The 21,471-nt window shown below is 42.6% G+C and carries 14 protein-coding genes and 1 pseudogene; 4 read left to right on the top strand and 11 right to left on the bottom strand.

Annotated features, from left to right (window positions below):
• Positions 1–103: 103 nt before the first annotated feature.
• The 10 genes and pseudogenes from nrfA to IPH84_12445 form a co-directional block, all read right to left on the bottom strand.
• Positions 104–1,591 carry an ammonia-forming cytochrome c nitrite reductase gene (nrfA, locus tag IPH84_12400; protein MBK7174007.1) on the bottom strand — a complete coding sequence of 496 codons (1,488 nt, stop codon included), beginning with the start codon at positions 1,589–1,591 and terminating at the stop codon, positions 104–106.
• Positions 1,592–1,602: 11 nt separating this feature from the next.
• A complete protein-coding gene (nrfH, locus tag IPH84_12405; GenBank protein MBK7174008.1) occupies positions 1,603–2,199 on the bottom strand; it encodes a cytochrome c nitrite reductase small subunit in 597 nt (198 codons plus the stop codon).
• Between the two features lie 5 nt (positions 2,200–2,204).
• On the bottom strand, positions 2,205–3,488 hold the full coding sequence (locus tag IPH84_12410; GenBank protein MBK7174009.1) for an alginate export family protein: 1,284 nt from the start codon (positions 3,486–3,488) through the stop codon (positions 2,205–2,207).
• A 136-nt stretch (positions 3,489–3,624) separates the two neighbouring features.
• Positions 3,625–3,951, bottom strand: coding sequence for a DUF59 domain-containing protein (locus IPH84_12415; GenBank protein MBK7174010.1), 327 nt, complete (start codon positions 3,949–3,951; stop codon positions 3,625–3,627).
• Positions 3,952–3,981: 30 nt separating this feature from the next.
• Positions 3,982–4,410, bottom strand: a complete 429-nt coding sequence (locus IPH84_12420) for a SufE family protein (protein MBK7174011.1) — start codon at positions 4,408–4,410, stop codon at positions 3,982–3,984.
• A 25-nt stretch (positions 4,411–4,435) separates the two neighbouring features.
• Positions 4,436–5,657, bottom strand: a pseudogene (locus tag IPH84_12425) (cysteine desulfurase).
• Positions 5,658–5,669: 12 nt separating this feature from the next.
• A complete protein-coding gene (gene sufD / locus IPH84_12430) occupies positions 5,670–7,127 on the bottom strand; it encodes a Fe-S cluster assembly protein SufD (protein MBK7174012.1) in 1,458 nt (485 codons plus the stop codon).
• Positions 7,102–7,848, bottom strand: a complete 747-nt coding sequence (gene sufC, locus IPH84_12435; GenBank protein ID MBK7174013.1) for a Fe-S cluster assembly ATPase SufC — start codon at positions 7,846–7,848, stop codon at positions 7,102–7,104. The genes sufD and sufC overlap by 26 nt, the downstream gene beginning before the upstream one ends.
• A 235-nt stretch (positions 7,849–8,083) precedes the next feature.
• Entirely contained in the window at positions 8,084–9,532 is a 1,449-nt protein-coding gene (gene sufB, locus IPH84_12440; protein ID MBK7174014.1) for a Fe-S cluster assembly protein SufB, read from the bottom strand.
• Between the two features lie 272 nt (positions 9,533–9,804).
• On the bottom strand, positions 9,805–12,654 hold the full coding sequence (locus IPH84_12445; protein ID MBK7174015.1) for an outer membrane beta-barrel protein: 2,850 nt from the start codon (positions 12,652–12,654) through the stop codon (positions 9,805–9,807).
• 231 nt (positions 12,655–12,885) lie between these two features.
• Here IPH84_12445 and thiL point away from each other — a divergent pair, with 231 nt between their 5' ends.
• Both thiL and uvrC read left to right on the top strand, forming a co-directional pair.
• Positions 12,886–13,932 (top strand): thiamine-phosphate kinase, encoded by a 1,047-nt coding sequence (thiL, locus tag IPH84_12450; GenBank protein MBK7174016.1) that lies wholly within the window; start codon positions 12,886–12,888, stop codon positions 13,930–13,932.
• Between the two features lie 83 nt (positions 13,933–14,015).
• A complete protein-coding gene (gene uvrC / locus IPH84_12455; GenBank protein ID MBK7174017.1) occupies positions 14,016–15,836 on the top strand; it encodes an excinuclease ABC subunit UvrC in 1,821 nt (606 codons plus the stop codon).
• Positions 15,837–15,972: 136 nt separating this feature from the next.
• On the opposite strand, the gene IPH84_12460 is transcribed toward uvrC, so the two are convergent.
• Entirely contained in the window at positions 15,973–16,962 is a 990-nt protein-coding gene (locus tag IPH84_12460) for a glycosyltransferase family 9 protein (GenBank protein MBK7174018.1), read from the bottom strand.
• 475 nt (positions 16,963–17,437) lie between these two features.
• On the opposite strand from IPH84_12460, the gene IPH84_12465 reads away from it, so the two are divergent.
• Both IPH84_12465 and IPH84_12470 read left to right on the top strand, forming a co-directional pair.
• Positions 17,438–20,347 (top strand): CotH kinase family protein, encoded by a 2,910-nt coding sequence (locus IPH84_12465; GenBank protein ID MBK7174019.1) that lies wholly within the window; start codon positions 17,438–17,440, stop codon positions 20,345–20,347.
• Complete coding sequence (locus IPH84_12470; GenBank protein MBK7174020.1) at positions 20,325–21,446, top strand: lamin tail domain-containing protein; 1,122 nt, start codon at positions 20,325–20,327, stop codon at positions 21,444–21,446. Before IPH84_12465 ends, IPH84_12470 begins: the two co-directional genes overlap by 23 nt.
• The last annotated feature ends 25 nt before the right edge of the window (positions 21,447–21,471 follow it).

Genomic DNA, 21,471 nt, shown 5'->3' on the forward strand with positions numbered 1-21,471 from the left:
ATCCAGAATAATTTTCCTAATAATGGTTCCACTTTTTCTATTCTGACTCCTGGATACTGAATTTTGAATTCTTTTTGTACTAAATTCTAATTTTAGACAGTTTCTAATATTTCGCTTCCCTTTCCTTTGCTTTATTCATCCATTCAGACACAACATTTTTCTTAAAAACTTCCTTATCAGCATTGAGTTTGGCCATGTCCAGCCCTATGTATTTCTGAGCTTTGGCTTTTGTAGCAATATCAGGATAGGGTACCTCTTCATTAAATCCTTTTTGTGCCAATAACCTGGCAAGTTTAACCCTTGCTTCCTGGGCATAGGTGATTCCATTGGCAATAATCCTGAGGGTTTCAACAGGTGCATGGAACGAAGCTCCATGGCTGGCAGCGGCAAAATCCCAACGCCATTGAGACTTCCTAATATCATTCAGAATTCCTTTCATCTGGACATCTGTTGCTCCCAGTTTCCAGGCTTTTTCTGCTTCAACATGGGCCCTGACCAACAATTCTTCAAGTTTATCCCGGTTTTCAATAATCTTATCCTGTCGGGAATACACGTCAGCCATCAGTTTATCAGCTTCTTCCCTGTGACATACCTGGCAGGAGTTGGCAATATTATTCAATGGGCTTTGAATATGATGGTCGGTGAATTTCTGTCCGCCTTCACTCTTATAAGGCATATGGCAATCGGCACATGCAACACCACGCTGGGCATGAATTCCCATCATAAATGTTTCATATTCCGGATGCTGCGCTTTTAACATCGGGGCTTTACTAAGCTGGTGGGTCCAGTCAGAAAACTCAATTTTATCATAGTAAGACTCAATGGATTCCGCAGAATACCCGTTATCCCAAGGGAAAGTCAGGTAGGCCGTACCTTCAATTTTGTGTTTGTCGAAATAATATTCCACATGGCATTGGGCACACACCAAAGTTCTCATTTCCTGATGGGTGGCTTTGGTAATATCTTTTCCCTGCCTGTTGAATGCTTCAATCAAGGCCGGACGGGTAATGATAAGGTTCATGGTTTTGGTATCATGGCAATCGCCACAGCCTATAGGGTTAACGATCTCCGGACCTTTCTGTTCCCAGGTTCCTTTATAGAAATCGGCGGGACTATTGGCAGTCATGAGCCTAACCACATCGGGACTTTTACAGCTCCAGCAGGTATTAGGCTGAGGACTGGGATTGCCTTCAGAAGGTGATCCTGTTCTGAGTGTATTTGTTATATCCTGAACCGCGTAATAATGGCCCCTGCCCTGCTTATAATCTTTTGAGAAACCATAACCCGCCCATAGGACTACGAGCCTGGGATCAATTTCCAGCATATCAATTACGGCATTTCCGTTATACTTGCTCCGGAAACCAGTGTCAAGGGTCTGGATATAGGATTGGTATTCGCGAGGGAAATTTTTGCCCCATTCTTCATTCCGGGGTTCACCCTGCTTGATTTCTACCATTGGTTTATAAACATATTCCTTTTCTGCCCTGCGATTGGTGATGGAGGTGGCAAGCATTCCAAGAAGGAACACGATTACAGCTGTTGCCAGGAAAAGAATCCAATAAAATAAGGGTTTGCGTTTGTTGTTTTCCATGATACCAGGTATTATTTGTTTTCATTGTTTTCTAAAATTTTCTGAAGCCATTCCGGAACAGGATTTTCCAGTGCCGGAACACGGGCATATGGCGTTGCAGAAAGACTATTCACTCTGCCATGTGGTGTTTCACGATGGCAATCCCAACATTCTCTTTCAGTCCTTTGAAGATAATAATCAGAATTTGCAAGGGCCTGCATATGAGGGACTTCAAGTAAGTTGCCATGACAACGGATACAATTCTGATGAACCACCTTCCTTCCTGCCTCTTTGATTTGGATCACCTGTGGTTCCATGCGAAGTGTGAACATAGTGGAATGCCGCATCCCATCCTTTGCTTTGAAAAAGTATTTATTAAAGACGTTGTTATGGGGAACGTGGCAGTCGTTGCAATTAGCTACTTCCCTGTGTGAACTGTGCTGCCATGAAGCGTACTGCGGATTCATGACATGACAATTGATGCACGTCTCAGGCTTGTCAGAAAGGTAGGAGGCAGCATTTGAAATAATAAATATGTAGATGGCTAATCCGGTAAAGATGCCTGAAAGTATTATCACCGGCAACTGCCATCTGCCGGGTGGTTTGAGATCTTGGATAAGTTTCTTCATAGAGATTATTTTTCGACCTTGAAAAATGTGGGATTAAACGATAGCATGACCCACGCCCATTGCTGGGTATCGTCCTTATTTCCTCCCTTAATTGCCTGAAGCGTTTCAGTACCAAACATCCTGGAATAACCGCCGGAGATCGCTAAATCAGGACTGAATGTATATGAACAAAGGATTCCTGCTTCGAAACCAAGGTAAGGATCCATACTTTGAGAAGGTTCAGATGCTTTTTTAACCGAAGCAGCGGCCCTGTAGTAATGAAGCTGGATTTCCGATGATAATTTCTCCTTCTTATAAACGACAGGAATATAGAGATCTGTCAATCCTACCCCTTTATGACTGCTGCCTGCATAGAAATAATCCATCCATCCGTTGAACTTATGCCCGGTTCCAAATAAGGTAGAAAACTCATGGTCTTTGGCATCAGGATTTACCTGGCTATTTCCGCTGAGATGCTGTATACCTGCTCCAAATGACCAGTTTGTCTGCATTAAATAGCTGATATCACCTCCAAGAAACCAGGCATTCTTATCGACACCCTTCTGGGATTGGCCTACCTGTAAATAGAATGAAGCACTGGCTTTCAGCTTCTTCCCATTAAATTGTAAAAGGGGTCCAAGGGTTTGAGAATAGCGGGTTTCCTGGCTCCAGACTGAATCAGCCATCACCGAAGCAGGCATTCCCAAATTCGCCAGGTAGAAACTTGCCACCAGTTTTCCGGGGTTCTCAACATGAATGTACAGGTATTGGAGTGCCTTGTAATTGGTGCCAAGTGAGTAATAATTGCCTGTATCCTTATCGCTGCTCTGATTATAGGCAAATCCCAACTGAATGGTATTGGTCTTCGTGGGATTGAATTTCAATAAAAAGGCATCATGACTCCTGGCTTGCTGATTCCAGTCTGATCCCCCGAATAACCTCTGATCATCATAAATAATCGGTTGCCGCCCTACTTTCATTGAGAAGTTTTCCGCGAAAAAATATTCTCCCCAGGCCTGATAAAGCATGGTTCCATTGAGATCCGATTTATTAGAGGTGACCACATCACCCCAGACCCTAACATCTTGTAATGAAATAGCTGATTTCAGTTTCTTGTTGGAATAAATCAGGTTCAGGCGGGTTCTCTGTGAAATCGAAAAAGCCGGATCAACTCCTGAACCAATCAGGGATTTATACCCCTGGCGATACTCAGCTCTTGGCCTCAATTGACCTGACATTTCAAAGGACTGTCCATTGACTTGCCATACTATAGCACAGAGAAATAATAAGAGATAGACTATTTTTTTCATTTATTAAGATTATTGGTACTTAATTGCTACAAATATAAAAAAGAGATTCTTAATTCCGAATACGGAACAAAGATTATTTTTAAACAGCTTAAATTAAGTGTATTCCCGGAAGGCTTTTTAAAAGCAAAAGTGGGGATTATAGGAAGCCCAGTTCCAGCAATCCTTCATCTGAGATCATTTGCCGATCCCAGGGTGGTTCAAAAGTCAGGGTAACTTTAACATCTGTAATACCATCGGCTAGTTTCACCTTTTCATGGACTTCAATAGGAAGGTCTTCGGCAACGGGGCAATTGGGAGAGGTGAGTGTCATTCGGATATGAGCAACTGAATCATTATCGATACTGATATCGTAGATAAGCCCCAGTTCATATATATTCACAGGAATTTCAGGGTCATAGATACTCTTGAGCACCTGCACAACCCTTTCACTCAGCATATTTTTATATTCAATGTTCTGCATCATAAGGTTCACGAGTTAACCAAATTTATTTTGTCAGGTAGTTTTCTCCTGGGCTTTATAAGCCAATGCATACAATTTGATTTGTTTGATCATTGATAGCAAGCCATTGCTGCGGGTGGGAGACAAATGATCCTTGAGACCGATTACATCCAGGAACTCAGTTTCTGCTTCTATGATTTCATCAGGGGTATGTCCGGAGAAAACACGGATCAGAAGGTTTACGATGCCTTTTGTAATCACGGCATCGCTATCTGCAAAAAATATGATCACCCCATCCTTGATTTCAGAATGTAACCAAACCCTTGACTGGCAACCTGTAATTAGGTTTGAATCAATCCGATACTTGTCTTCCAGCATCGGCAATGATTTGCCCATGTCGATAAGGTAATTGTACTTATCCATCCAGTCTTCAAAGCTGGAAAACTCCTCAATGATTTCTTCTATTGTTTCAGTAATTGTCATCTTTTCCTGGTATCCTGTATCAAATCTAGTTAAAAAGTTCTTTCACCTTACCAATCGCTGCAACCAGACGATCAATTTCCTCCCGGGTATTATAAAAAGAGAAGGAAGCCCTGATGGTTCCGATGATTCCCAGGCGCTCCATTAATGGCTGCGTGCAATGGTTACCTGTCCTGACGGCAATACCAAACCTGTCAATAATGGAACCGGCATCAAAGAAATGGATATCGTCGAGTACGAAAGAGATGATGCTTGCTTTTTGAGAAGCCGTTCCGATAATCCTGACACCGGGAATGGCTGATATTTTTTCGGTGCCATAATTCAGGAGATCTGCTTCCTGTTGACGTATGAATTCCCATCCTATAGATCCGATATAGTCTAAAGCAGCTCCCAGTCCAATGGCATCGGCAACATTTGGTGTACCGGCTTCAAACTTGTAAGGCAATTCATTAAAAGTAGTTTTCGCAAAGGTAACTTTAGAGATCATCTCGCCGCCACATTGGTAAGGAGGCATTTTTTCAAGCCATTCCTTTTTGCCAAAAAGTCCGCCTATCCCCATCGGGCCGTACATTTTGTGTCCCGAGAAGGTATAAAAATCGCAATCCAGTGCCTGAACATCTACAGGACCGTGTGAAAGGCCCTGAGCTCCATCAATCAGCACTGCAGCACCCGACTTCATGGGCCAGCCTGATAATTTCGCTGATAGGATTAATGGTTCCAAGGGCATTGGAAATATGATTGACCGCTACCAATTTTGTTCGGGCATTCAATAAACTTTTATATGCCTCTATATCGAGTTCACCATTATCAAAAATGGGAATTACCTTCAGAGTAGCATTTTTTCTCAGGCAAAGCTGTTGCCAGGGAACAATATTAGAATGATGTTCAAGAGTAGAAACTATAATTTCATCTCCTTCTTTCACAAAGCCTTCCCCAAAAGAAAAGGCTACCAGGTTGATAGCTTCAGTGGTTCCCCTTGTAAAGATAATTTCCATTGTGGAAGTGGCATTCAGGAAAGCAGCCATCTTATTCCGGGCAGCTTCATATGCCATAGTAGCTTCCTGGCTCATTTTATGAACCCCTCGGTGAACATTTGAATTAGCTGTGGCATAAAACTTACTAATGGCATCGATTACTGCAGCCGGCTTTTGAGTAGTAGCTGCATTATCAAAATAGGCCAGGGGCTGACCATAGGTAAGCTCTTTCAATATAGGGAAATCAGCCCGGATCTTGTCTAATGATGTATTCAAGGAGTGTGTTATTTAGACCTTTGTCATGTCAATATCAAAGGTAAGGCTTTTTTCCTGTGAACTACAATGGAGGACGCACTGGTCACAATAGGATAACTCTCCCCTTAATCGTTTCTTCACCATGTCATCTATCCTCTGCCTTAATTCCGGAATGTCAATCTTATTCACTACTTCGGCGGCAAAAGCATACATCAGCAAAATCCTGGCATTGTTCTCACTGATCCCACGGCTCCTGATATAGAACATGGCATCAGCATCGAGTTGTCCGACAGTAGCGCCATGACTACATTTTACATCATCAGCATATATTTCAAGGAATGGCTTGGTATCAATGGTTGCTTTATCAGTAAGCAGAATGTTCTTATTGGTCTGATAAGCATTGGTTTGCTGCGCATCTTTCCTGACAATCACATGTCCGTTGAAAACACCGCTGGCATGGTCATCAAGGATCCCCTTGAAAAGTTCATTACTCTGACAACGAGGTACGGCATGATCAATAAGCACCTGGTTATCAATATGCTGATTGCGATCCATCAGGTAAACGCCATAAATGTTGGCGGCGCAATTTTCCCCTGAAAGCTTCACATTTGTGCTGTTCCTGATAATCCCTCCATTCAGACTAATAGCGTTGGAAGAGAAGGTACTACCTTGCTCCTGCTGAACAAACAAAGTATTGATAAGGGTAGAATTCTCATCCTTGTTTTGAAGTTTATAGTGATCAAGGGTAGAATCTCTGTCGATATAAAACTCCGAAACTGAATTAATAAATGAAATCTTGTGATTAATCGAGTCGTCGCATTGAACTAGCTTGAGGTGACTGTTTTTCCCCAGTATCACCAGGTTTCTTGTCTGCAACATCAGGTTCTGTGCGCTATCCACAATGTTCACCATCTGAACGACATCAGGAACTGCAACACCATCAGGCACATAGATAAAGATTCCGTCTTGAGCAAAAGCTGTATTCAAGGCAGTCAGACCATCAGTCTCAACATTGGCATACTTCCCATAATGCTGGTTAATTAGTTCAGGGTATTTAAGGAAGGCTTTGGCAAGACTGCCAACGATCATACCATTTGGGAGGGTAGTCAGTGGACTGTTCTTATAGACATACCAACCATTAAGTTGTGCTACCAGGAAAGTTTCAAAATGAGGCACTTCACATTGGAAAATTTTTTCCAGGTCAATATTATTTCCCGGGCTTTCCATTGCCCATTCATAATCAGCAAGCAAAGCTTTCGATAAATCAGTTCCCCGCCATTTTTCCATCCTCGCTGTTGGAAAACCAAGATGTTTGAAATGGCCAAATGCCAATTGTCGCAATTCGGCCACATACGCTGAATCAGATCCAAAGAGGCTGGCTTGCCTTTCAATGAATATGGTTTCAAGATGACCCTGTAAATCGGCAACTATCCTAGTCTGTTCCATAATATCAACGTTAGCAGGACTATAGTTGACCTTTGATCCATTCATATCCTTTTTCCTCCAGTTCCAGAGCAAGTTCCTTACCACCACTTTTCACAATTCGTCCGTCGAACAGCACATGGACTACATCAGGAACTATGTATTCAAGCAGTCGCTGATAGTGTGTTATCACGATAGTAGCATTTTCTTTTGTGCGCAGTTTATTAACTCCTGTGGCCACAATACGAAGAGCATCGATATCGAGGCCTGAATCTGTTTCATCTAAAATGGCCAATGTAGGTTCGAGCATTGCCATCTGGAAAATTTCATTCTTCTTTTTTTCCCCGCCTGAGAAGCCCTCATTCACGGAGCGATTAGCAAGTTTATCCTGCAATTCAAGTAGCTTCTTCTTTTCTTCCATCCTGGCAAGGAATTCTTTGGCAGGAATCGGATCCAAACCCCTGTATTTCCTTTGCTCATTAATGGCAGTACGCAGGAAATTGGTGATAGAAACTCCCGGGATTTCCACCGGGTATTGAAACCCAAGGAATATTCCTTCACAGGCGCGTTCTTCGGTTGAAAGGCCCATAAGATCCAGCCCTTTAAAAGTGATTTCACCACTGGTTACTTCATAACCTTGCCTCCCGGCAATAACATAGGATAAAGTACTCTTACCGGTTCCATTTGGTCCCATGATGGCATGTACTTCTCCGGCATTCACTTCCAGGTTCACCCCTTTCAAAATTTCCTTCCCATTAATGGAAGCTGACAGATTCTTGATTGTAAGCATGTATTTTTTACTTATCAGTTGTTTGTGTGATTAATCGTTGGCTGAAGTCAAATTTAAAGCCTGAAATCAGGACTGTTTGTCAGCTGCAGGATTGGTGATATGGAGATTTAGAGAACATTTTGACTGCTTAATTTGAAGGTGGATACCAAGATGAAAAATCAGTCCTAACATTATCGCCTCTCACTTGAGTTTGTATTTTCAAATTCTCAAATTTTCAAATTCTTTTTATTAGTCTTTATCCAACGCTACCTTCAAGACTTATCGCCAGTAATTTCTGGGCTTCAACAGCAAATTCCATCGGCAGGTGTTGCAGGACTTCCTTGGCATATCCATTTACGATAAGTCCAATAGCACTTTCAGTACTGATTCCTCTCTGGTTACAATAGAAAAGCTGGTCATCAGAAATTTTGGAAGTAGTGGCTTCATGCTCAATTATTGAACTCTGGTTTTCGGCCTTGATATATGGGTAGGTATGAGCGCCACACTTATCCCCTAAAAGCAATGAATCGCACTGCGAAAAATTCCTGGAGTTTTCTGCACGTTTGATAATCTTGACCAATCCGCGGTAACTGTTATTGCTTTTACCGGCAGAAATTCCCTTTGAAATGATGGTACTCCTGGTATTTCTGCCAAGGTGCATCATCTTGGTCCCTGTATCGGCCTGCTGGTAGTTATTCGTGACTGCTACTGAGTAGAATTCCCCGACAGAGTAGTCACCCATGAGTACAACACTTGGGTACTTCCAGGTAATGGCTGAGCCTGTTTCCACCTGCGTCCAGGAAATCTTGGAATGACTACCCTTACACATACCGCGCTTGGTAACAAAGTTATAGATGCCACCAAGTCCTTCTTTATTTCCGGGATACCAGTTCTGAACAGTGCTGTATTTCACTTCGGCATCCTTCATTGCAATAATCTCGACTATGGCAGCATGCAATTGATTTTCGTCCCTCATCGGGGCAGTGCATCCTTCCATATAGGAAACATAGGCTCCTTCATCAGCAACAATCAGGGTGCGTTCAAATTGTCCGGTATTAGCTGCATTGATCCTGAAATAAGTTGAAAGTTCAATGGGGCAACGTACACCTTTTGGAACATAGCAGAATGATCCGTCACTGAACACCGCTGAATTGAGCGCGGCAAAATAATTATCAGTATATGGTACAACACTTGCCATATATTGCCTGACAAGGTCCGGATGGTTCTGAACCGCATCACTGAATGAACAAAAGATGATCCCATATTTGGAAAGGGTATCCGTGAAAGTAGTTTTGACAGAAACACTATCAATGACAGCATCAACCGCAACGCCACTTAAACGCTTTTGTTCTTCGAGTGAAATTCCCAGTTTATTGAATGTATCAAGTAATTCAGGATCAACCTCATCAAGGCTTTTCAGCTCCTTTTTACGTTTAGGAGCTGCATAATAAATGATATCCTGGTAATCAATCGGGGGATGATGAAGGTGAGCCCAATCAGGTTCTGTGAGAGTGATCCAGTGTCTATAAGCCTTCAATCGGAATTCAAGCAACCACTCAGGTTCTTTCTTCTTAATGGATATATAACGAACCGTATCTTCACTCAGCCCACGCGGGGCTGTCTCCATCTCAATATCCGTATAAAAACCGTACTTATACTCCCCTTGGGTTACTTCTTCCAGTATGTTATTTTGATCCTTTTCCATGGCACAGGAATAATCCCGAAACAGTTATTTGGTTTTAGTTTAAATAAAAACTGTCGGGCAAAATTAGCAATTAAACCCTAACAACGCATGAACTGCTGCTAGATATTTAACAACTACACAACATTTTAGTTCGTCCTGAAATATACCAATAAAGATATCCGGTACTTAATTATGTGTTTCATACATGATTAAGTGATTTCAGAGCGGATGATTTCAGATAAAATCTGCTCAAAAAGTATTTGACAGTCTATGAAAAGACCTCAGAAAATATATTAATGCATATGCGGACCATCTGGCGGTCTGCCATCATAACGGCCATCAAAGCGCCGCTCATTGGACTCAGGTGCCTTACCGGTGAAATTCCTCAGGTTATAGGTAAAAGAGAGCATAAAATACTGGCGCAAAACAACTGTATTGGCATCCTCAATATAGGTATCTGTCACAGTCCGGGTCAGACTCTTATTCTGATCCAGGATATCATAGCAGGATAGCTTTATTTCTCCTGATTTCTTCTTGAACAGTTTCTTCCCAAGGTTGAAATTCCATAATGTGTACCGATCCTGGAAATCGGAAGAGAGACCGCTATATTGCTGATAAGTCAAACTATTCTGAAAAAAGAACCCTTTCCAGAATTCCCAGTTGAACTGGACGGACCCGATCTGGAAAAAGTAATTATTATCAAGATCAGGTTGCAAAGTATTTTCTACCAGGTTATAATTCAGGTTGTAGGTGAATGTAAAATCAACCTTTTCATTGATATTGCTGCTGAGTACAGCGCCTAAATTGAGTCCGTAAGTATTTGAAGTGTTTGCCAGTGCATTGATCAAACTGGGAAGCCGGTTGTAGCTCACCCCTGTATTAAAATTCAGGTTACTTCTGATGGGTTTCACCGGGAATCCGAAAGTAAACAATGCCCTGGTATTCCATGCTCCATCCAGGTTTTGCGGAATGGTGAGTTGTGAACCTTTTTTCACTTCCTGCCCATTCACCAATGTATCATTGAATGCAACCAGCGTTGAATTCCCGATATAATCCTGGGTCATCTGGAAAAAAAGCATGGCAAAAAGATTCCTTGTCTTATCCTGGTTGGAATGAGAGAACCGGGTAGTCGCGAAATGTCTTACCTCCTGGTTCAGACCGGGGTTCCCGGTAGATAACAGTACCGGGTTTGAATTGTCGAGTACCCTTTGAAGCTGAGAAGTAGATGGTGCATTTGTACTGGCCCTGTATATCAGTCTGAGGTTAGTGACTTTTGAGAATTTATAGTTAACCATCAGGTTGGGCAGAATCGAATTGAACCCTACCTGTGTGGAATCTGCTAATGGGAAGCTGGTATTACCTTTGAGGTCAGCATATTGATAGGTTATGCCTGCATTCAGATTCATCTTCTCAGTCTGATAGAGATAACCTGTCCCAAGGCGATGCGTAAGGTATTCGTTGTCATAAATACTGGAAAGCAATGTATCGAATAAGGAATATTCCAATTGGTCACTGGCATAGTTATAGGTCTTCTTATCATTATCATTCTGTGACCAGGCAATATTATAATTCAATTGTACCTGGCTGTTTTTTCCAACAGGCTCTGTATAAACAAGATTGGATGACAGGCTTAGTCCATTGGTCAAAGACTTTCCAAACTGGTTTACCGTATCATTGGAAGAACCGGCTTGTTGCTGATAGTATATGCTTCGTGTATCTACATAATTTTCACGATACCTGTTGGAAACGCCTGTCCCAAGGTTGATAGAAACAGTCCGTCCCTTCTTCAGAAATTTATGACGATAAAGCAATTCGTTGTTGAAATTATATCCATCGGCCAGGCTTTCATTATTATTTGACGAGGTATTCAGCAGATTTTCAGGCAGGTATAAAGGCTCACCGGCAGTACTTGCCCCGGAAAAGCTATTGGATTGATTATCCTGTATGCTGAGCCGGGGTGTTAAGATGATCGAGTTATTGGAATCAGGATTGTATTCCACCCTTAAATTTAGCCGATGATTGGTATTATCAGTCCTTGAATTGCTTGACTCTTTGTAGTAGCGGGTATTTTCTCCCCCCAGGATGTACTGCCGGTTGATCAGCTTATCAGTGGATGTGATACCATTATTCAGGAAATAACTGACATTGAAGGAAATCTTCTTACCCCATGCATCTGTATAATTCACTCCAATGGCATTGGTACTGAATATTCCGCTCTGGGGGCCCATTTGAAAGTTCCCTCCTCCCATGCGTCCGCCTCCCATCCCGGGTTGCCTGCTATTCCCTGAACTCCCGATTACATCATCCGCTGAAAAATTCTGCTGATTTACGTTATTGCTCATCCCTAATAGGGTTATTCGCCTCTGGCCTTCAAAGAAATTAACATTCGCTCCCAGGAGATATCGGTCATCAGAGCCATACCCCGCGGAAAATTTTCCAAACTGCCCGGAATTCCTCGCATTCCTGGTGACAATATTCAATGTCTTTTGACCACTTCCATCATCAAAACCTGTCCATGCAGCCTGGTCAGAAAGTTTATCAAAGACCTGGATCTTATCCACCACTTCGGCGGGAAGGTTCTTCAAGGTTACTGAAGGATCTTCTCCAAAAAACTGTTTCCCATCCACCAGCACTTTTTTTACTTCTTCGCCATGGGCTTTTACAGTTCCATTTTCAACAGTGATGCCCGGCATTTTTTTAATCAGGTCTTCTGTGGATGCATCCTGGGTTACTTTGAAAGCATCGGCATTGTACTGGGTGGTATCACCCTTTTGTTCAGCCCTGACAGCCGTTCCCTGGATATCTATTTCCCCAAGACTGGTTGAAGCAGGTTTTAAAGAGATCTTTCCCAGGTTGGAACCCTTTCCGGTGCCAAATACCTGGGTGTATTTCTCAAAACCTATATAGGTTACCTCCAGCCGATAAGGCCCTTTCTGAACTTTCTCAAAACTGAAATCTCCTTCCCTGAGACTGCTGGAATAACGAAACTGGGTAGTATCCTTCATACTTACCAGTTTAATGGTAGCACCCACTAAAGGCTTTTGGTCTTCCTGGTTTAACAGGATCCCTGAAACAGTGAATTCCTGTGCCAGTAATCCTTGTGCAAATATGGAGAGAAGCAGGGAGAGAAGCAGGTTTTTCATCTTTTACTGACAATATTGATTTCGAACAATAAGGTTACTTTCGTTAGATCGGTTTTTAGGTGCAGGGATTAATGTTCAGAAAACTTTTTCTATACACTTTCTTACAATCTGTATTCTTTTCGATGCCAAAATTACTATCTATCCTGACTTATAAAGGAAATTGGAATAATTTAGTTTAGAATCAGTATAAAAACTATCTTGCTTCATGTACTTTTGCACAAAAATAGAGACATGCTTGAAAATCCAGGTCCCAAACGGACTGAACTTAGTGAATTGGGCGAATTCGGACTGATCAGCCATCTTACTTCCGGTATCGATATTATAAATCCCTCTACCATCAAAGGCATCGGGGATGATGCCGCTGTTCTTGACAATGGTAATAAACTCACCCTTGTCTCTACAGACCTGCTTGTTGAAGGGGTACATTTCGACCTTGCCTATACCCCACTTAAACACCTGGGATATAAAGCGGCGGCTGTCAATTTCTCCGATATCGCCGCTATGAATGGCACACCTACGCAACTTTATATAGGTTTATCCGTATCAAACCGATTCCCCCTGGAAGCGTTGGAAGAATTATATGAAGGAATTAAACTTGCCTGTGCTAAATATAAGGTCGACCTGGCTGGCGGGGATACCACTTCCAGCAAAAGTGGGTTGATCCTGGCAATGACAGTGACAGGAGTGGTAGAAAAAGAAAATGTAGTTTACAGAAATACCGCTAAGGAGAATGAACTCATTTGTGTAACAGGAGATCTGGGGTCTGCCTACCTTGGATTGCTTTTACTTGAACGGGAAAAACAGGTTTTCATGGCTGACCCTAACATGCAACCTGATCTGGAAGGCAATGATTACATCCTTGAGCGGCAGTTGAAACCGGAACCCCGGATGGATATTATCAGAAAACTGGCTGAAGCAGGTATAAAACCGGGATCGATGATTGACATCAGCGATGGGCTGGCATCAGAAATCCTTCATATATGTAATGATTCAGGCGTGGGATGCAGGATCTATGAAGAGAAAATCCCGATTGATGTTTCCACCGCTACTATGGCAACTGAGTTTAATATCCAGCCTGTTACAGCAGCAATGAATGGCGGGGAAGATTATGAACTTCTTTTTACTATTCCTATGAGCGATCTTGACAAGATAAACCAGTTCAAGGATATCAGTGTAATCGGACATATTACTGACGCTGCTTCTGGCTGTGGACTTGTGAGTCATGATGGTGTGCTGATTGAAATTACTGCCCAGGGGTTTAATCATATGACAAGCTAGAAGAATTCCCTTTTCAACCCGACACTTATCTTGTCACATTATTTAATTCAGCCGCCAAACATTGATGAATTAATTTCATCCCTATGCCTCCCAACTCCATAAAGCTGTCAAATATCATAAAGGACCTCCCCGACAGGGCAGGGGTGTACCAGTATTATGATAAGGATGACAAGCTTCTGTATATAGGCAAGGCGAAGAATCTGAAGAAACGGGTTTCATCGTATTTTACCAGGGATGGATCTTTGATCGGAAAGGTGAAAGTATTGGTCCAGAAAATCGAGGATATCCGGTTTATAGTTGTGGATACGGAATTGGATGCCCTTTTACTCGAGAATAACCTGATCAAGAAGTACCAGCCTCGCTATAATGTGATGCTGAAGGATGATAAAACCTATCCCTGGATTATTATCAAGAATGAACCTTTTCCAAGGGTTTTTTCTACCCGTCACCGGATGAAGGATGGTTCTGATTATTTCGGACCGTATGCCAGCGGGAAAATGATGTCAACGGTTCTTGACCTGGTCCGACAGTTATATCCGTTGCGAACCTGTAATCTAAATCTTAGCCAGGCCAATATCAATAAAAACAAGTACAAAGTATGCCTGGAATATCATATAGGTAATTGCCTGGGTCCCTGTGAGGGCCTGGAATCAGAAGAGGAATACCAGGTGAGGCTCCATGAGATCCGTAACATAATTAAAGGAAATATTTCCACTGTCAGGCAGCAACTCACCGAATTAATGAAGGAATATGCCGGCAATTATGAATACGAAAAAGCCCAGCTGGTAAAAGAAAAGATTGAACTCCTGGAACGATACCAGAGTAAATCATCTGTTGTAAATCCTTCCATTCATAATGTAGATGTATTCACTTTTTGTGAAGATGCGGGTAGCGGCTATGTAAATTTCATGAAGGTTGTGAGTGGCTGCATCATCCAGGCGCATACCGTGGAACTAAAGAAAAAGCTGGATGAGAGTCCGCAGGAATTGCTTACCATGGCTATGGCTGAGTTGCGACTGCGTTTTGAATCTGATGCCAAAGAGGTTATTGTCTCTTTCCTTCCGGAGGTTGAAATCCCCGGTGTAACATTTACCGTTCCTATCCGTGGAGATAAAAAAGCGCTCATCGAATTAAGTGAGAGGAATGCCAGGTTTTTTATGCTCGAAAAACACAAGCAGATGGAACGTGTTGATCCTGAGCGCCACAGTAAAAGGATCATGGAGCAGATGAAAAAAGATCTCAGGCTCAAAGATGAACCTCACAGGATTGATTGCTTCGACAATTCAAACATACAGGGTGCCTATCCTGTTGCGGCAATGGTTGTTTTCACCGAAGGGAAACCCAACAAACAGGAATACCGGCACTTTAACATCAAAACTGTTGAAGGACCGAACGATTTCGCTTCCATGGAGGAGGTAATTTTCAGGAGATACAAGAGAGTGCTGGAAGAAAACCAGCCCTTGCCACAGCTGATTGTTATTGATGGTGGGAAAGGGCAGTTGAGTTCAGCGATAACCAGCCTCGAAAAACTGGGGTTGAGAGGTAAAATTGATGTGATAGGCATTGCAAAACGATTAGAGGAAATTTATTACCCGGGCGATTCACTGCCTCTATATATTGACAAGAAATCCGAAACATTGCGTATCATTCAGCAGATCAGGGATGAAGCACATCGTTTCGGGATCACTCATCACAGGCAAAGAAGGGAAAAGGGCACAATCAGGACACAGCTTACCGGCATTGATGGAATTGGAGAGAATACTGCCCAGGCATTGTTACGGAAGTTTAAAAGTGTGAAAAATATTCAGAAAGCCAGTGAACAGGAAATTCAGGCAGTAGTTGGAAAAGCGAAAACAGCTATTATCCTGGAATATTTCAGGAAAAACGAAAAACCAGAGTCTTAGAAACTTCTAAATTATCAATATGTAGTACAATGAACAATGGTAAGATTAGAAAGTGGAACCATTAAGAGACCTTGACAATTGGATGACAAATCTCGGCAAAAAATAGCATTTTAGAATTTATTATAGAAAATGGGATTCAGAATTTCATCGTCTGAAGTAAACGCTCATCTGAAATATCTGAACATTTAAAATGACCCAAAGGGCATTCTTTTTTCCCATGTACCCCACATGGACGACAGGGTAATTTTTCATCCACTTCAAGGATATAGGAAGTATCTGACAGAGGTCCAAACCCAAATTCAGGTGTTGTTGAGCAGAAAATTGCAGCAACAGGAGCATTCATTGCTGAAGCAATATGCAGCGGTGCAGAGTCATTGACATAATTCATTCTTGCAGCCGATATAAGTGCCGCCGATTGCAGGAAACTTAATTTCCCGGCTACAATCTCTATATTTCGTTTAGGACATTCTTCTCTTATAGTTTGGCATAAGGGGATGTCGTTTCCCGCACCCAAAAGGTAGATTGTGAGGTCTTCAGGTAGAAGTCTGATCAATTGTACCCACTTTTTTACAGGAAATTGTTTGGTAAGCCATACAGAAGCTGGCGCAATACAAACATACCCAAGTCCCGGTTTCACAACTTTATAATCATCAGCCGAAGGGTAAAGAACAGGTCTACGGACTTTCTCTTTGACAAGTTCACTAATCAGGGAAAGATTGCGGTCAACCTCATGACGTATTGCGCCATCCAGATTCCCATATGAATGTTTCACAGCTTTTGTGAAAAGAAACGAAAGTGGATTTTTATCAAATCCGATCTTTACTTTCCCTCCGGAGAGCACGGTCATAAGTCCGGTCGTGAAAAATCGCTGTAAATTGATGACATAATCGTATGATTCGGCCCTGATAGAGCGGATTATCCTCAACAGGTTGATATATTTCTGCTCCTTTTTATTGAAGACCCATACTTTTTCAATATAAGGATGAGCAGTCAGCAATGTTTCATTACCCTTTCGAAGAAGAAAATGGATGGTACTATCGGGGTACTCTCTCCTGATAGATTCTACCAAAGGTGTGGCAAGGATCACATCTCCAATGAAGGCCGTTTGAATGATCAGAATCTTCATAATAATCTACCCGAATAACAAGCGAATTCTGTCTCCAAAGATACAGTAGTATAAGATTTGTTTAAACTGAATTTTTATGAAATCGCCCCAAAGGATTGGAAGTGCCCTTTGATGAAACCTATTGGGCGGGGGGGGGGAACCCCCCACCGCCCGGGGGGGGGGAGGGGGGGGGGGGGGGGGGGGGGGGGGAACCAGGGTTCAAAACCAGGGGGGGGGGGGGGGGTCAGGATCATTAATTCCGAAACCGACAAACCCATTGGAGTCGACGATAGGAGGACCCGAGGGGGTTTGGGTTCTCTACAGATCCAAAAATCAAAACTTACTTTTAACCTTTTTGATTTGCAATTATTTGATAAAAATATTACCCTGAATAAAAAGTATGTTTCAACAGTATTACTTTTATAGGGTTTAAAGGATTATAGCCAGGTCTATCGATTCTTCCTTCTCATAAAAATATTAATTTTTTAGCAAAAGCATGAAAATCCTTTTTACGCTACTCAGCCTTCTCCTTATACTACAGCTATCAGTAAGTTCCCAGGTTCTGATTAATGAAATTCAGACTTCGAACAAGAGTACCCTGGCTGATGAGGATGGTGATTATGAAGATTGGATCGAACTTTACAATGCAAGCAGCAGTCTCGTAAACCTTGAAAATTTCGGATTATCAGATAACCCTCTTGAACCCTTTAAATGGAAGCTTCCGAATGTTGAGCTTTCCCCCGGCGGACATTTACTGGTCTTCGCCTCCGGGAAAGATCGGAAACCTTTGTTGAATCATTGGGAAACTGCCATTTTTGCTGATGAAAGCTGGAAGTACTTTATAGGAACTGAGAATCCACCCTTTAACTGGAAAGAGAACAATTTCCCTGCTGCCGGATGGCTTGAAGGTCCGGGAGGTATAGGATATGGTGATGGAGATGATGGCACGGTTATTCCTCCAACCATTTCTGTTTATATGAGGAAAACCTTCCTGGTTCCGGATAAATCAGCAATCTCCTATTGCGTGCTGCATATGGATTATGACGATGGCTTTGTAGCTTATCTCAATGGTTTCGAAATAGCGCGATCCAACCTCACAGGGATTCCCCCTGCTTTTGATGAAATTACAACATCTGATCATGAAGCACAGATGTACCAGGGAGGGATACCCGAAGTATACCTGGTGGATTCTTTATTATTGAATGCTATTTTGGTCGATGGTCAGAATGTTCTTGCCATACAAACCCATAATTCCGGGGCTCTTTCCTCTGACTTGTCAAGTATTCCTTTCCTTTCTTTCGGAATCAAAAACAGTAATTCCTATTTTCAGCCGACTCCTGCCTGGTTTCCTGCCTATGCGGCCGGAGATTATCATACTAATTTCAAATTAAAGCATTCAGGGGAAACGGTTGTACTTTCCTCACCCAATGGTGATCTTCTTGACCAGGTACAACTCAGTTTCACTGATCTCGACCATAGTCAGTGCAGGGTTCCCGATGGTGGTTCCGGATGGTGTATCAGCATGAATCCGACGCCCGATGGTTCTAATAATTCTACCGTTTGTTATTCAGGATATACCGTTCGTCCGGAATTTACTACCGTTCCTGGTTTTTACAACCAGGAAACAGAAGTGGCAATTACCACCAGCAATCCCGGAAGTACCATTCATTATACAACGAATGGGAATATACCGAATGAAAGTGATCCGGTTTATAACTTACCATTGTATATCGGGTCCACAACAGTCATCAGGGCACGATGTTTCGGCCCTTCCGGATTTTTGCCCGGGAAGGTCAATACCGGGACTTTCCTGATCGGTGAAGCCAACCCAAAGCTGCCGGTGGTATCTGTATCGACCGATTCCAGTAATCTTTGGGATTTCTTTAGTGGAATCTATGTCACTGGACCCAATGCAGAGCCCAATTTTCCATTTTTTGGCGCCAATTTCTGGCAGCCCTGGGAAAAAGATTGCCATGTAGAGTATTTTGGGCCTGTCCAGGAAAGGAAATTTGAATTGGATGCAGGTCTCAGCATTCATGGTGGATGGTCCAGGGCATTTGCACAAAAGAGTTTTAACATTAAATGCAGGCCTTATTACGACAGTTCTGAAATCCATTACAAACTCTTTGGAGATAAGCCTATGATGGATTATTCCGGATTTATCCTGAGAAATTCCGGCAATGACTGGCTGAGCACTTTTATGCGGGATGCCCTGATGCAGCGGTTAATGAAGAAATCACATGTCGATTATACCGGCTATTGCCCCGCTGTAACCTACCTGAATGGTTCCTACTGGGGTATTTACAATATCAGGGAACGCAGCAATAAGGATTTCGTGGAATTAAACCACGGTGTTGATGCGGACAATGTGGACATGATTGAAAGCGACGGAATTGTAGCAGAAGGAAATTCAGACTCCTTCTGGGAGATGGTCGAATTCATGACCACACATGAGCTTTCATTACCCGAAAACTACGCCATAGCAGACTCCTGGTGGGATCTGGAGAATTTTGCTGATTATTTCATTGGCGAGACGTATTATGTAAATGATGACTGGATTGGTGACTGGACCAACAATATTAAGCTTTGGAGAGAGCGAAAAGCAGGCTCTGAATGGCGGTATATCTTCTGGGACCTGGATTTTGGCCTGGGGTATTACAGCGATTTTGCCCAAAACAAGCTGGCAGTAGCCATGAACCCACCCTATCCAACCCCGCATGCTGATATGTTCAGGGGATTACTGGAAAATGATGGCTTCCGTAAATATTTCATTAACAGGTATGCCGACCTGATCAATACGACATACCAGCCTGCCTATATGAGTACTTTTATTAATGAAATGAAGGATTCCATTGCAGCTGAAATCCCAAATGCATGGCTGCGCTGGAATGGATACAGTGATTCTACCGAATGGCTGAATAACATTGACTACATGAATTATTTCATTAGTAACAGACCGTCATTTGCACGCCAACACATCAAGAATACTTTTAATCTTGAAGCCTTAGTACAGGTTAAACTGGAGGCTCTTCCCTCAAGTGCCGGAGAAATCAAGATCAATACCATTATCCCGGAACCCTTACCCTGGACCGGCACTTACTTCGACGGGAATCCCATCACTATTACTGCTGTGGCGAAACCAGGCTACACTTTTGAATACTGGCTTCCAAATAGTTATATCTCCATGAATACCAGTCAGAGCCTCACCATCAACCTTGATCATTTCGATACCTTCAAAGCTGTATTTACAGGTTCTGCTGAGCCGGCAAAGGCCATCATCAGTGAGGTGAACTACCATTCCGATTCAACCATCAATGCAGGGGACTGGATAGAGCTGCATAATTATAGCAGCCAGCCATTGGACCTCACCGACTGGCATCTTTATGATTCACAAGCATTACCATGATTTCATTTTCCCAGTAAGTACCCTGATTCCGGCAAACGGCCACCTGGTTATTGCTGAAGAGCCGGTCAAATTCCAGCTGCAACATCCGGGAATCAGTTGTCTCGGGCCCCTGGGATTTAGCCTGAATAACAAACAGGAAACACTTAAACTGGTCGGCAGGCATGATGACACCATTTGCTCTTTTACTTATTACGATAGTATCCCCTGGTTAACCGCAGCGGATGGATATGGCCGTACCCTTGAATTTGAGAACTCCGGAAACAACATCAATGATCCGGAAAATTGGTTTACAGGATGTATGGGAGGCTCACCAGGCAGCGCATATTCTCCATGTGAGGATGAGCTGGTCATTTCTGAAATCAATTACAATTCAGCTGATTGGGCTGATGCAGGCGACTGGGTTGAGCTAAAAAATACCACAGCCACAACGCTCAATTTATCAGGTTGGAAATTCAGTGATAGCGATATTCAGCACCTATACACTCTTCCATCAGGAAGTAACATACTACCCGGAGAATTTATGGTCTTGTATTCAGATGCACAAAACTTTGCAACCACTTTCCCCTGGGTGAACAATAAATCAGGCCCATTTACTTTCGGGTTAAGTGGTTCAGGTGAAGCCTTGCGGTTATATGATCCTTCTGGCAAGCTTCGTTTTTCGGTGATCTATGATGATGAAAGCCCCTGGCCTACTGAACCGGATGGACAAGGTTATACCCTGGAACTGGCTGATGTCGGTGGGGTAATGTGTGATGGGAACAATTGGTTTGCAGGATGCCTTCAGGGTTCACCCGGTGGGCCTTATGTGTACCCATGCCATACCGCTGTTGATGAAACTGAGGTATCTGAATTTATCGTATTCCCAAATCCTGCCAATAGCCAGTTATTTATTCTGAACCAGTCAAATGAAGATGAAATAGCTGAAATACAGATCATGGATACTTATGGCAGGTTATTACTGGAAAAAAAGATGAATTTCCCGGGTAAAAATCCGGCAAGGTTACAACTGGATCTTCTGAGTACCGGTATCTATTTCTTAAAGATCCAAACTGAGAACAAAGACATCCCTGAAATTCATAAAGTGGTCATTTCAAGGTAATAACAATCCCAATCGCTCACTTCAC

The sequence above is a fragment of the Bacteroidales bacterium genome (assembly GCA_016707785.1).
Taxonomy (GTDB): Bacteria; Bacteroidota; Bacteroidia; order Bacteroidales; family UBA4417; genus UBA4417.

What these genes read in the sequence shown, in the direction of transcription:
- nrfA (MBK7174007.1), bottom strand. Translation starts at nt 1,591, where the DNA reads ATGGAAAACAACAAACGCAAACCCTTATTTTATTGGATTCTTTTCCTG.
- nrfH (MBK7174008.1), bottom strand. Translation starts at nt 2,199, where the DNA reads ATGAAGAAACTTATCCAAGATCTCAAACCACCCGGCAGATGGCAGTTG.
- IPH84_12410 (MBK7174009.1), bottom strand. Translation starts at nt 3,488, where the DNA reads ATGAAAAAAATAGTCTATCTCTTATTATTTCTCTGTGCTATAGTATGG.
- IPH84_12415 (MBK7174010.1), bottom strand. Translation starts at nt 3,951, where the DNA reads ATGATGCAGAACATTGAATATAAAAATATGCTGAGTGAAAGGGTTGTG.
- IPH84_12420 (MBK7174011.1), bottom strand. Translation starts at nt 4,410, where the DNA reads ATGACAATTACTGAAACAATAGAAGAAATCATTGAGGAGTTTTCCAGC.
- sufD (MBK7174012.1), bottom strand. Translation starts at nt 7,127, where the DNA reads ATGAATGGATCAAAGGTCAACTATAGTCCTGCTAACGTTGATATTATG.
- sufC (MBK7174013.1), bottom strand. Translation starts at nt 7,848, where the DNA reads ATGCTTACAATCAAGAATCTGTCAGCTTCCATTAATGGGAAGGAAATT.
- sufB (MBK7174014.1), bottom strand. Translation starts at nt 9,532, where the DNA reads ATGGAAAAGGATCAAAATAACATACTGGAAGAAGTAACCCAAGGGGAG.
- IPH84_12445 (MBK7174015.1), bottom strand. Translation starts at nt 12,654, where the DNA reads ATGAAAAACCTGCTTCTCTCCCTGCTTCTCTCCATATTTGCACAAGGA.
- thiL (MBK7174016.1), top strand. Translation starts at nt 12,886, where the DNA reads ATGCTTGAAAATCCAGGTCCCAAACGGACTGAACTTAGTGAATTGGGC.
- uvrC (MBK7174017.1), top strand. Translation starts at nt 14,016, where the DNA reads ATGCCTCCCAACTCCATAAAGCTGTCAAATATCATAAAGGACCTCCCC.
- IPH84_12460 (MBK7174018.1), bottom strand. Translation starts at nt 16,962, where the DNA reads ATGAAGATTCTGATCATTCAAACGGCCTTCATTGGAGATGTGATCCTT.
- IPH84_12465 (MBK7174019.1), top strand. Translation starts at nt 17,438, where the DNA reads ATGAAAATCCTTTTTACGCTACTCAGCCTTCTCCTTATACTACAGCTA.
- IPH84_12470 (MBK7174020.1), top strand. Translation starts at nt 20,325, where the DNA reads ATGATTCACAAGCATTACCATGATTTCATTTTCCCAGTAAGTACCCTG.